We start from the raw sequence: 12,693 nt of genomic DNA, 5'->3' as shown, positions 1-12,693 counted from the left end.
TTGCGGCGGTCAACAAGTTCACTTCGGTGTTAATTAAAACTAAAACGTTGTTTTTTCATAGAACTTTTGACACTACCGCTGATCCCTATTTTTTAGGTTTGTATGCTACCTCCGCTTCAATCTCGATTAACCAATCTGAATTAACTAAACTATCAACACCTACAGTCGAACGGGCCGTTTTTACCGGATTTTCTTTCGTATTAAAAAACTTGGCGTACGCGTTAAACCAGCCTTGGTAATCCTGCTTATTCCCTTTATTCGGATCTGGTGTAAGGTACACTCTTAGGTATGTAATATCCGACATCGAAAGCCCCTTTGCCTCAAGGTCGGCTTTAAAGGTTTTTAAAATCCCGATCGCTTGAGTTTCTGTATCACCATATCTCTCATATACCGTTATTCCGTCCTTATTTAATAATGGCGGCACAGTCCCGCTATAGGAGATTCGATTGTAGTTGTGCGGCACAGCAACCGAGCTGGAAATGGAAGATGTTGGCGTACCGAAGAAGGTTACCTTGTTTGCCTTCAATGCCGTACTTTCACTGCCTGCGGAAGCAAGCGTGAATCCTGCAAGCAGGGTTGTCCCTAACGCAGTCGTCATAACCATTGATTTCACCGTTTTCTTCATTATTTGATCCCCTTTTATTATTTCTATTTCTTCATGCTTACCCTGCCTTAGAGGTTATTTTTCTTTCTTTTAGTACGTCCTCATGAATTCTCGTGACGGCAATTCTGGCAGATTCAAACGCACCTGCCATCCATCCTGTTAAATAACTGAGATGTTCCCCTGCAAGATGAATTCTCCCTTGTGGTTTATTTAAAATTGGATAATATGTTTTACGATCAGATGCAGAGTATTCAGCCCAGCCTCCTTCGTTATATTTTATTTTATGCCAGGCAACAGAGAAGGACGTTTCAAATTCCTTCGCATATTCGGGATGGATCTTACCACCTTGAGATAAAGCACGAGCTTGTCTTTGCGAAAGTGACAGATTTCCATACTCAACAGCATTTTGACCAAAGTTATAATAGCCAACCAACACTCCTTTTCTTGACAAAAAGTCATTGGATGGATACCAAATTTGTGAAATGTCCATATTCGTTGTCGTAATCCCGCCAAGAATTCGATCCTCTTTCTCCCAGAATCTGCTCTTAAACTGTAGACCGATTTTTCCAGTTGTTGCATAATTGATACTTTTAATCGCCTGCTTCATTTCCGCTGTAAAATCAGCTGGGATATTTTTCAAAACAGGCAGCGGGATGGTGCAAATGCAATAGTCCCCTTTCAGTTCAGTTGTTTTGCCGTTTTTTGTTTTGTAAACAATCCGAACCCCCTCAGCTGTTTGTCTAATCTCCTTTACTTCAGCACCAAAGGTTATGACACCGGGAAGCTTGCTTTCAAGCGCTTTTGGAATTTGATCCATCCCGCCTACGGGCTGAAACATCATCGGCTGCTGCTGAAAACTGTAATCACCGCTTATGCTGTTCATCATCCCCGATTGAAGAAGATCGGCAAAAGCAAATGGTGTTTCCAATATACCAGGCTTATCTCCTCCGCCAGGCAATTCCTTATAGCCGCGGCGGCTTGTCCCTTTATATGTAAGATCTGTCGATAAATCCCCTTCTGCTTTCAGATAGGAGGTTAATCTTGCAAGATCATCCTTTGAGAGCTGATAATCCAATGCTGATTGATCAACAGCCTTTGCTAATAGTTCAGATATATAACCGCGAGTGTCAGCTTTTACAACACCCTTTCTCACTTTCTGATTTGATAAAGGACCAGCATTTTCTTGATAAAAATAGGAGAATTCATTTGTATTACAGAAAACCTCAAGCTCAACACCGAGCTCCCGACAATAATCAATCGTTACATGATGCTGCGGAATACGAGCTGGCCCCGCATTCATGTACTGGCCTTTATCAAAATTGGAAACTTGCTTTGCCCCATTTATTTCGGTTTCTACCGTCCCCCTTCTCACAGTCCAATTTCGGCCGCCGCTGCGATCCCTCGCCTCAAGAATCTTGCAATCATACCCCGCCTTTCGTAATTCATAAGCAGCCGCCATGCCAGCAATCCCCGCTCCCAAGATAATGATTTTTTTACCATTCTTGTTCGCCATGGCTAAATCACTTTGCTTAGGACTTTGAAACTCCTTCGCACTCGCCATCAGCGGCTTCCCTAACAATCCGAGCGATTCCATCGCCCCCCAAACAGCAACTGCTCCGCCAACTTTCCCAACCTGATCTAAAAAATCCCTTCTCGTCATCCCTTTTTCCTGATTCTTTGTCATCTATTAACACCCCCTGTTAATAACATTAATTTAATAGATTATTTGGTAGAGTTGTATAAATTTGTCAGATAAGGTTACGTAGTTTTTTAAAAAGCTGTTTTTAAATGTTAGAAATAGGAGGATTTTTTAAAGAAAATTAGTATCTTTTTAATTTGAATAGAGAAATTTGGTTTGAGTTTGGTAAGAAATGTGACATAGATTCAGTATATGTTATTTTATAGTGTGGTTCTTTACTGAGCTTAGATGTTCAATCGGGGGCCTTCTGCGTTTATCTATTAGTGGTTCAATTATTTGGATGTGTGGCTCATATATCTCAAGATGTGGTTCAATTCCTGTGATCGGTGGTTCATTTATTTGGATAGGTGATTTAATTACTAGTTTTTGTGGTTCAATCGGGATCTTATTAATTCATTTTGTGGCGTTTTTATGTTGGCCGCAGTTCAATCACTCTGCTGTGTGGTTCAATTATCTAAATTGGTGGTTCATTCAGGGGAATCTCTTTTCATTTTCCCGGCATTTTTCTTTGAGTGGTTCAATTATTCCGAGCGTGGTTCATTTATCTCAAGATGCGGGTCATTTCTTAAGATTGGTGGTTCAATTATCTCAATTAGTGGTTCAATCTCAGTTTCCTGCTTCACCCCAGGCATTTTTCTTTAAGTGGTTTACTCAAAATACGAATGCTTCCTGCTCATTCGGGTATAAACTACAAAGGCTATGGAAATTTCTGAAACTTCTTCTTTTTTAAATCGTATATTAACTAGAACCTAGCAGAGATCAGAGGTGAAAAATCTAAATGAGCTTTTTAAAGAGACTATTTGGCCAAAAAAGCAACACCGCCAAGCCCGTGGAAGAACGCAATATGTTCAATTTACAGGTAAATGACATCATTACATATGATTTAGAGGATTATAAGCTTGTCGGGAAAATCAGCTATGATGACCACGGGTTCAAATGGCATGCGTATCAGCTTGAGGGAGTGTCGAAAACAATCTGGCTCAGCGTTGAGATGGATGATGAGCTTTATCTTGGCATTTATGAAAAAGTAAAAATGAAGCTGCAGGAGCCCATTCCTAACATGATCAAATTCGATGGAACAACGTACCACTTAGATGAATCAGGTTCTGCCCGGGTAACAAGCATCGGCAGAAACCAAAATGTTAATGGCATGATTTGCGAGTACTATGACTATTGTGATGATGAGGAAGAAAAATTTCTTTCTGTCGAAAAATGGGGCAGTGAGATTGAAGCAAGTGCTGGATATGCGATTGAAGAATATGAAATCAAAATTATAGCAAGTAATTAGGAGGAAAAACAAATGTTTCGATTATTTAAACGAGTGAAAACAGTTGTAGACGCTGAATTAAATGCTTTATTGGATAAGGCCGAGGATCCAGTGAAAATGCTTGAGCAATTTATGAGAGATATGGAAGCAGATATTCGCGATGCAGAGTCAGCAGTTGCCAAGCAAATTGCCAATGAAAAAATGCTGCAAAAGAAATATGAGGATGCCCAGAAAATGGTCGAAAAGCGTGATGAACAAGCGATTATAGCGGTTGAAGCTGGAAATGATGACCTTGCAAAGCGTGCGTTAGAAGACAAGAAAATCCACAAGCAAACCGCTGATACCCTTAAAGAATCCTATGAACGGGCTAAGCTGGATTCAGACTCTTTACGCAAGAAATTGGATGAAATGAAAGCTGAATATTATGAAATGAAATTGAAGAAGGACTCCTTAAAAGCGCGTGCGGAAACAGCGAAAACAACAACAAAGATCAACCGGACGCTGTCAGGAATCGGCAGCGATGAATCAAGACGCGGCTTTGAGCGTATGGAGGAAAAGGTCCTTCAATATGAAGCAGAGGCAGAAACAAGCGAGGATATGCGTTCAGCAAACAGAAGCTTGGATGATGAATTTGCGGAAATGGAGAAAAATGATGTGGATGACGAGCTGGCAGCATTAAAACGCAAGCTGGGAAAGGAATAGGAAAACATCGGCGGGTGACTCAGGGATCAGTGAGTCACCCCGCGGATTGTAAGGGAAAGTAGGTGAGCACATGAAAAAGTCGCTTCTTTTAATTATGCTATGTTTTGTTCTCTTCCTCACAGCATGTGGAGGCGGAACTCAAGGGCCTACCGGCGGATCACTTTTTAAAGATGGCATTGCAGAATTTATTGAAACAAATTATGTCCTGCAAGATGTCGTATCAAGTCAGCAAGGGGCTAATGAAATTTCTGAGATTTACCTGGCAGAAAACAAATCGATCGATGAGGTTGCCGCTGAATTGCAGGAGTATGAGAAGCCTCGTGAGGTCAGCGAAAAAAAGGATGATAAGCAAGTTCTCATCTACCAGGATTCATTTGTTATTTTAACGAAGAACCAAGACAACCCGGAACATACATTAGTTGAAATTTCTACATACAACTTTGTTCGAAACAACTACAACCCTAGTTTCTTTAATGGATTATTTGCCTTTTGGCTATTAGATAATGTGCTGGATGTTGACGATTGGCGAAAAAAACAGCAATCCAAGTGCTACCAAAATAATGACGACTGTTATGGAGGCTATCAATCGTCTGGCGGCTGGTATAAATCCGGCGGGAATTCGTCTGTCAGAGGCGGAACCTCCTCTGTTCGCGGCGGCGGACCAGGAACTGGAAAATAAATAGAAGGGATGGAACGAGATGGAGCCATTTATTTTAACGGCGGTTTACTTTATTATCGCGATTGCGATCGTAATTGTCGGATTAACCATTTTTGAACTGTTAACGAGAAAATATAAAGACTGGGATGAAGTGTTAAACGGAAATCATGCGGTTTCGCTTTCAATTGGCGGCAAAATCGTTGGGATCTGTATTATTCTCGCATTCTCGATCTATCATAGTGCAAGTGTGATGGACACAATCATTTGGGGAGCTTTCGGTATCCTTCTGCAAATGATTGCCTACTTGCTATTTGAGCTGTTTTCAAGGAAATTCTCTGTTGAGGATCAGCTGAAAAAAGGAAACATTTCTGTCGGAATTATCAGTATGTGTGTATCGATCGGCCTTGCATTCGTGATCGGTGCATCCATTACATAAGAATGGAGACGACCATTTCGTGATCGAAGATTCTATAAAAAGAAGCAAAGCGATTTACTGGGCATCAGGAATCGTTTCTGTATGCGGCATTATCTTTGAGGTATTATTCGGAGCGGCGGGCTCCTACCTGCTTGGTGACGGTGTCAAGCAATACACTCTCACCATTTCTCTTTTCCTTACCGGAATGGGCATCGGTGCATCAATCAGTGAAAAAGTGACGAAGAAATTGATTCTCTCATTTGTGTGGATTGAATATCTGATCGGCATCATCGCCGGCTTTTCGACCTTTTTGCTCTTTGGTGTTTCAGCCTTCCTAAGCTCCGGTATGGATGCCTTCTTTCTCTATGCGATTACGTTAATTGTTGGGGCGTTAACAGGAGTGGAGCTGCCCATCTTAATCAGAAAAGCAAATGAGATTGGTGTTACCGTAAAGAAAAGCACGGCTAAAGTACTGTTTTCCGACTATGCCGGCGGCTTAATTGGCGGTCTCCTTTTCGTCTACTTGCTCAGACCTGAATTCGGCCTTGTGAAAACAGCGTTTTTCGTCGCGATGATCAATGTTGGCGTAGCAATTTGGATTCTGCTATATTTCAAAAGCGAAATCAAAGGGTTCAAACGCCATTTCTCTGCCGGAATCGCTATTTTCATCTTGCTGACAGCTGGCGTGCTGTTTGGAGAAGAAACCGCGTTTTCCTTTGAACAAAAACTATACCGTGATCCCATTATTTATACAGAACGCAGCGAGTACCAGCAACTTATTTTAACCAAGGAGCAAGGCGATTTGCGTTTGTTCCTCGATGGCCAGCTGCAGTTTAGTTCAAGCGATGAATACCGCTACCATGAAACACTCGTCCACCCGGCGATGGCCACAGCGGAATCGAAGGAAAAGATTCTCATTCTCGGAGGCGGCGACGGCTTAGCCTTAAGGGAATTGCAAAAATATGAAGAAGTCGATTCTATGACACTTGTTGATCTTGATCCAAAGGTTGTGGAGCTCGGAAAAACCAACCGGGACATCGCATCCCTCAATGAACACGCCTTCGAGGATGAACGAGTACATGTCATAAATGAGGATGCCTTTCAATTTCTTCAACATGATCAGGGGTTTTATGATGTGATTCTCGTCGATCTGCCTGACCCGAATAATGAATCACTAAGCAAGCTGTACACCCTGGAATTCTATCAGCTGCTAAGGAACCATTTAACACCAGGCGGCTCAATAATGATCCAAGCAACAAGCCCGACCTTTGCAACTGAGGTATACTGGTCGATTAACCAAACGGTCCAAGCAGCTAACCTGCAGACCGCCAACCTGCACGTTGATGTTCCAAGCTTCGGCGACTGGGGCTTTATTTTAGCAAAAAGAGAAGCAGTCAACCTCGATGAAGCAGCCATTGAAGTTGAAACCAAATTCCTTACCGTAGAAGGACTTAAAGGGCTGACCACATTTGGCAAGGATATTGACCAAGAAATAACAGACGAAAAAGGCAACACCGTTTCAATTGAAATAAATACACTAACACGTCCGACGATCATTGAGAAATATGAGAAGGCGTGGAGGAATTATTAGTGAACCGATTTCTTTCAAAAAGGGGCTGTCCGAAAAGTAACTTTTCAACCCAATCTTGAAAAAAGGAAAACCCAAGAATGCTGTTATATCAACATTCTTGGGTTTTAAATTTTGAGTTATATTACACTAAAATGGACTTTTTAGACAGCCCCTTTTCTATACTTCCAGAAATTTCGAAAGATGTGTAATCTGGTTGAAATCTTTAATCTTCCACTGTTCCTCCTGGAAATAAATATTGCTGATACACGCATTGATAAGTCTTGTCTTTGCCGCATCTATTTCCCCATTTGATAAAGAAGCGAGAATCGTAGTAATCACAACTCCATGGGCTACTAATAAAACTCTTTTATCTTTAAATGTTTCATTTATTTTCTGTATCCCTTCCATCACACGTGTTGTAATGGATAAATTAGTTTCCTCGTTTGGGTAGTTTCCATCTGGAAATGCAGCTTCTCTTTCCTCCAACATCAAACCTTCAGCATGACCGAACCCCTTTTCAACAAACTCTTCCATTTCGATTAATGGAACATCGATTTTCCTTTTAATAATTTCAGCTGTTTGCTTGGCTCGCTTCAGAGGACTTGTGACAATCACATCCCACTGAAACTCTTTTAAAAACTCGGCACACTCCTCTGCCTGGAAAACACCTGTCTCATTTAAAGGAATATCTGTCCTGCCTTGCAGCTTCCCGATTGCATTCCAATCCGTTTCTCCATGTCTGATGATACAAATTGAAGTCAATGTTTCTCCCCCTTTTTCCTATCAAAAATCACTAAAAGCAAATTGCGGCAAGGTAATTTGAAAGTGAGTTCCTTCAGGGCTGCTTTCGATCACGTTGATTTCTCCGCGATGCTCAAAAATGACTTTTTTTACATATGGTAAGCCTAGTCCTGATCCTCCCTCTTTATAAGAAATAAAGGGATCAAAAATCGCTTCCCAACATTCGAATTGGATTCCTTTTCCTGTATCAATCACATCAATGACGATTTTATCAGCATCGATATTTGTTTTAATCGTTATGTTTCGGTTTGTTCGTTCAGGCGGAATCGCTTCTGTACTATTTTTAATGAGATTGATAAACACCTGCTTCATATTGGTTTCATTTAAATAAACCTTCAACGTTTTAAATTTCCGTTCAAAATATACGTCTATCGCATGTTCTGTTGTCAATTCAGCTGTTAATTTTATCGCTCGGTCAATAGTTTCATTTAGGTCGGTCAATTTATATTCAATCGATTTATGCTCGATATATTTCGTGTAATTTACCGTTAAATTATCAATTTGCTCGGCTGCTGTTTGGATCATTTCATTCATTTTTTTGCCTTGAGACGGTAAGGCTGTCAGCTCACTCAACAATTTTGAATAGCCTTTAATTATGACAAGTGAATTCTTCACCTCATGAACTAAACTTCCGGTTAAATTCCCGGTATAATCTAATTTCTTCTGACGTTCCAGCAAGCGATTGTAGTTGACGGTCATCACGGTATTCATTTTGACAAATGAAAAAATAATAATAACGGAGAAGATAATAATGCCTAAACTACTAAATAATGCTCCACTGCCAGGAATAAAATTTAATAACCCCGTTATAAATAGAAAAAAAGAACAAAAGAAAAAGGTCGCGATAAACTCTCTAAAAAATTGATTCTGAAAGCCTTTCGAAATGAGATAGGAAACAGCAAAGAAAAGAATAAAGCTTACAATATGAATAATATACAAAAATTGCAGCGGCCCATACTCAGGAAAATAGATAGAAGTGTTCGAGCCTGCGACCTTTATTACCTGAAGACCGCTAATGCCAAGTTCCGTCAAATTGATGACATAAATCATCGTGCTCCAGATTAATAAACAAACCAAAACGTATTTATTGTAGATCGAAAAGAGTACGCGATTCACTATTTTACTCTTTGAGAAGGCTGAATGCTTTTTAATGATAATATAGGATAAATAATAGACCAGAGGCACCAAAAAGGTTGGTCCCGCTCTAAATAGTTTAAATAACCATAATATCAATTCCTCAGAAAAGGTATCCTGTAAATATAATACCGCAATATCTAATTGCCAAAAGCTAATGGAAACCATATAAAGCAGTAATGGAATTGCCAATTCAGAGCCTTTATATAGCTTTAAAGCAGAAATCGCTAAAACAATCGGAATCATCCCGATGATGGCGATTAAAAATGCTATGATCACTCTATCACCTACTGTAGTTATATCTTTTTACATAAGCACAAGCATTATTGCCTCCATGACCATGATTGGTGATCGCCACCTCATGAACCTCCTGATACAACGGTTCGGTGACAATATTCATTGCTTCAAATCCATCCTTTTGGGTACGTATAGTTGGAGGGATAAACCCTTGAGTTATACTAATTAATGAGGAAATAACCTGCAATACACCAGTAGCACCATACGGATTTCCAATCATGCTTTTTATCGATGTATATGGGACACGATGGTTAAATAATTCCTTCGAAGCATATTCCTCGATCCGATCATTTATTCTCCAGCCTAATGCCTGGCTATTAACGTAATCCGGTTTTCTTCCTTTCGTAACCTCTTTTAGGGCTTGTACCATTTGGGAACCCGTTTCATCTATAGAATAAATAAAAACACCATCATTATTCGAAACAACTTGCTCGATTTCCCCTATGATTCTTGCATTTCTTTTTAATGCGTCCTCTTCTCTTTCAAGAATCAAAAATCCTGCCCCCTCTGCAATCGCAAAGCCCTTGCTTTTTTCGCTAAATGGGACAGCACCATCATCTAATCCTTGATTGATTGTGATTGATTTGGTTTTAGCAAATCCGTATGCAGCTATTTGATTAAGGACACTATCAGCTCCACCTACAACCGCTGCATCAATCATACCACTCTGTAAATAAACGATCGCATCTTGTATCGCTTCCAAGCTGGACGTGCATCCGGTGGTGATCGTTTTTGTGATTCCTTTTATGCCTAAATAGTGACCAATAGCGGAGGTAATGCTATGATAATTGGCAAAATGAGAAAAGGTAACAGGTACTTTTCGCAGATTGTCGTTGCTTATGTTCATAATTGATTCTCCGTATATCTTATCACCAATTGCTCCGACTGAAACTCCTACAAAAAGTCCAACTTTTTGATCAGATAAGCTGGATAGCTTTGCATGCTTCATCGCTTCCATTCCCGCAGCCATGCCTAAAAGCGTCACTCTTGGTAAACGTTTAAAGCGTTTATCAGATTCATATTCTTCTAATCCTCTATCAATACGGCCAATAATCGTCGTGTCTCCATTTGGCAAAAGGTTTGTAACAGCTTCTAAACAACAGGTCCCATTTTTCAAATGATGGATAAACTGTGCAATATTCGTTGACTTTGGCGCTTTTACTCCATAACCCGTTACAACGATTTTACTTTTCAAGCAAACCACCCTTTTCTTGCTTTTATACTCATTATATAATAGGTAGTCTAATTGTCATCGTTTATTATGGGTCATATTAACTATTTTTGTTGCTTATCCGAAAGCCTTTTCATCTGTTTTTGATAGATGATAATCTTTTGGTCCAGCTGCTGGCTAACCTTTAACACTTCACCTTCAGAATAACAATCTGTATTTTTCCCGATTTGATATAACTGCTCTTGTAAACATTGTATTTCCTTTCGCAACTGAATAAGGTTCATGATCCACCCCATTAAAGCAATTAATTATTAAATTATACCATCAACCTGCTGATATTTTACTATTTCTTACAATGAAGGATCCTCAAAAATAGTGCACATATAAAGCAAGGAAAAGGAATAAGATGACAATGATAGCCATTACTAGCCACAGGGGTGGGAGGATGACAAATTTATTTGTAAGCAGGTCCTTAGATGAAATTCGTTTCTGGTCAAGAATTATGAAGGAGCACGCTTTATTTTTAAGCTTAGGATTTGACCATGATGATGACAGGCGGCTGGTGGAGGAAGCGAAACAATTTATTGCCTTATTCGAAAGGATTGAACAGCAGCTTAGCGGGTTTTCAGTGAATTCGGACCCTGATCAAATTCGACAATTTAATAATCAGGTTTATCAGGCAGCTGCTGCGATTTGGGCTTATAAACGAAAGGTACTCGGCCTCATTTTACGTTGTGAAATCAGATCCAATAACTTTGCCTTATTAGTTGATCACGTCAGTCGGGAAGCCGCTTATTTTGCAAATCGTTTAAAGGAGTTAAATGAGGGCAAGCTGAAGCCTTTGCCTGAAGCGATCATTAAAGAAAATGTCTTCTTTCTTAAAATTATGGCTGACCATGCCAAGTTTATTGGCCATCTCCTTGATCCTTCTGAAAGAAAATTGGTTGAGCAAGCCCGGGAGTTTAGCCATGATTTTGACCAACTTTTATACCAAGCGATTGATTTAGATTCCATGCGTCCGCAATCTGAAACACCACCACTCTTAGATCAATTCCTGGATCAAAACCGGGTTTCGGTCGTTTCTTTACGTGATTTTAAAAAGACAGCAACAGAATTAATAGAGGCGTGCCGTATTAAAAGCAATATTCATCCTCTGCTTGCTGACCACACATTCCGCGAAGCTGAGAGATTTCTCGAAATCATTGATATGTTTGAAGCACATCTTAAACAGCAGCAAGGTTAATTGAGTAGAAAAAGGAGATTGTTAAACAGACCTGGCTTTATTCATATTTAAAAACCGACCTATCTACATTCAGAATGGTCGGTTTTAGGTTGCGTTCCATTATTTTGTTTGTGAGATATTATTGACAATTTGCAGCAACGCCTCTGCCTCAATTAGTGCAGAAACCAAGACGTTAAATGCGATTGTGTTCTGATTAGAAAAGTAAAGAATTAAAGGAAATAGATATAAACATCCTAATATCCTTAATGAACTAACGAATGGTATTAATTTAAGAAACCCTAAGAAGAGCGCAAGGCGCTAAGCATTCGGGCTACTCAGCTTGCATTTTCTGTTCTTTCTTTTTTCTCTGCTTCTTCTTTATTCAAGAACCAGCCTGCTGCAGCAATCCCAATTAATACGGTATAGAAGGTCAGCTTCCACTCTTTTGAATGTGCAAATTCATAGGAAATAACGCCTATATCCGGATGACCTAATGTTAAGACTGCAAGCTTAACACCAACCCAGCCGACAATCGCAAACGCCGCAATTTCCAAGCCTGGCTTCGCATTGAGCAGCTTGACAAAGAGATTAGCCGCAAAACGCATAATGATCAAACCAATTAATCCCCCTGCAAAAATAACTAGAAACTTACCGCCGTCCATTCCTCCAATCTGCGGAAGATTTGTGTTTGGCAATGTCACCGCCAGGGCAACCGCAGCTAAGATAGAATCAATCGCAAATGCAATGTCCGCCAATTCCACTTTGATAACCGTTCCCCAAAAGCCAGCTTTCTTTTTTTCTTTTTCTACGTGATCTACGTCCTTCTTCTTGAGGAAGGTTTTCCTCAAAATATGATTGATAGCAATAAATAACAGATATAAAGCACCTATCGCTTGAACCTGCCAAACATCAACAAGGAAAGAAATAATAAATAATGATGCAAAGCGGAAGACAAAGGCTCCTGCAAGTCCGTAAAATAGCGCCTTTTTCCTTTCTTTTTCAGGGAGATGCTTCACCATAATCGCCAATACAAGCGCATTATCCGCTGCCAGCAAACCTTCGAATGCCACTAATAAGACCAATACCCATCCATATTCGAACAACATAGAAAGTTCCAATCATATTCCTCCTTTAATTTCACTATTCATGTCTC

13 protein-coding genes are annotated in these 12,693 nt (G+C 40.0%); 6 read left to right on the top strand and 7 right to left on the bottom strand.

The window, feature by feature from the left end; all coding sequences use genetic code 11:
• Positions 1-85: 85 nt before the first annotated feature.
• A complete protein-coding gene (locus tag Q1B07_RS19915; RefSeq protein ID WP_299093255.1) occupies positions 86-625 on the bottom strand; it encodes a RidA family protein in 540 nt (179 codons plus the stop codon).
• 37 nt (positions 626-662) lie between these two features.
• Positions 663-2,288, bottom strand: a complete 1,626-nt coding sequence (locus Q1B07_RS19910) for a flavin monoamine oxidase family protein (RefSeq protein WP_299093254.1) — start codon at positions 2,286-2,288, stop codon at positions 663-665.
• 793 nt (positions 2,289-3,081) lie between these two features.
• On the opposite strand from Q1B07_RS19910, the gene Q1B07_RS19905 reads away from it, so the two are divergent.
• From Q1B07_RS19905 to Q1B07_RS19885, 5 genes are all read left to right on the top strand, one after another.
• Complete coding sequence (locus Q1B07_RS19905) at positions 3,082-3,591, top strand: DUF4178 domain-containing protein (protein WP_299093252.1); 510 nt, start codon at positions 3,082-3,084, stop codon at positions 3,589-3,591.
• Positions 3,592-3,603: 12 nt separating this feature from the next.
• Positions 3,604-4,272: a PspA/IM30 family protein gene (locus Q1B07_RS19900; RefSeq protein ID WP_299093251.1), complete on the top strand. Its 669-nt coding sequence runs from the start codon at positions 3,604-3,606 to the stop codon at positions 4,270-4,272.
• A gap of 70 nt (positions 4,273-4,342) precedes the next feature.
• Positions 4,343-4,951, top strand: a complete 609-nt coding sequence (locus Q1B07_RS19895) for a DUF4247 domain-containing protein (RefSeq protein WP_299093250.1) — start codon at positions 4,343-4,345, stop codon at positions 4,949-4,951.
• A gap of 19 nt (positions 4,952-4,970) precedes the next feature.
• Positions 4,971-5,366, top strand: coding sequence for a DUF350 domain-containing protein (locus Q1B07_RS19890; RefSeq protein WP_299093249.1), 396 nt, complete (start codon positions 4,971-4,973; stop codon positions 5,364-5,366).
• Positions 5,367-5,385: 19 nt separating this feature from the next.
• Entirely contained in the window at positions 5,386-6,936 is a 1,551-nt protein-coding gene (locus tag Q1B07_RS19885; RefSeq protein WP_299093248.1) for a polyamine aminopropyltransferase, read from the top strand.
• A gap of 156 nt (positions 6,937-7,092) precedes the next feature.
• On the opposite strand, the gene Q1B07_RS19880 is transcribed toward Q1B07_RS19885, so the two are convergent.
• The 4 genes from Q1B07_RS19880 to Q1B07_RS19865 form a co-directional block, all read right to left on the bottom strand.
• Positions 7,093-7,677 (bottom strand): histidine phosphatase family protein, encoded by a 585-nt coding sequence (locus Q1B07_RS19880; RefSeq protein WP_299093247.1) that lies wholly within the window; start codon positions 7,675-7,677, stop codon positions 7,093-7,095.
• A 21-nt stretch (positions 7,678-7,698) separates the two neighbouring features.
• Entirely contained in the window at positions 7,699-9,129 is a 1,431-nt protein-coding gene (locus Q1B07_RS19875) for an ATP-binding protein (RefSeq protein ID WP_299093246.1), read from the bottom strand.
• A gap of 4 nt (positions 9,130-9,133) precedes the next feature.
• Positions 9,134-10,342: a beta-ketoacyl synthase N-terminal-like domain-containing protein gene (locus Q1B07_RS19870; protein WP_299093244.1), complete on the bottom strand. Its 1,209-nt coding sequence runs from the start codon at positions 10,340-10,342 to the stop codon at positions 9,134-9,136.
• Positions 10,343-10,422: 80 nt separating this feature from the next.
• The gene (locus Q1B07_RS19865; RefSeq protein WP_299093242.1) at positions 10,423-10,602 is read right to left on the bottom strand and encodes an aspartyl-phosphate phosphatase Spo0E family protein; all 180 of its coding nucleotides are present in this window, start codon (positions 10,600-10,602) and stop codon (positions 10,423-10,425) included.
• A 161-nt stretch (positions 10,603-10,763) separates the two neighbouring features.
• On the opposite strand from Q1B07_RS19865, the gene Q1B07_RS19860 reads away from it, so the two are divergent.
• Entirely contained in the window at positions 10,764-11,561 is a 798-nt protein-coding gene (locus Q1B07_RS19860; protein ID WP_299093241.1) for a DUF2935 domain-containing protein, read from the top strand.
• 314 nt (positions 11,562-11,875) lie between these two features.
• Here Q1B07_RS19860 and Q1B07_RS19855 read toward each other — a convergent pair whose 3' ends face one another.
• Positions 11,876-12,658 carry a TerC family protein gene (locus Q1B07_RS19855; protein ID WP_299093240.1) on the bottom strand — a complete coding sequence of 261 codons (783 nt, stop codon included), beginning with the start codon at positions 12,656-12,658 and terminating at the stop codon, positions 11,876-11,878.
• Positions 12,659-12,693: the final 35 nt, after the last annotated feature.

It is taken from the genome of uncultured Metabacillus sp., from assembly GCF_947503125.1.
GTDB lineage: Bacteria > Bacillota > Bacilli > Bacillales > Bacillaceae > Metabacillus.
This window is presented reverse-complemented; position numbering and strand designations above follow the sequence as displayed.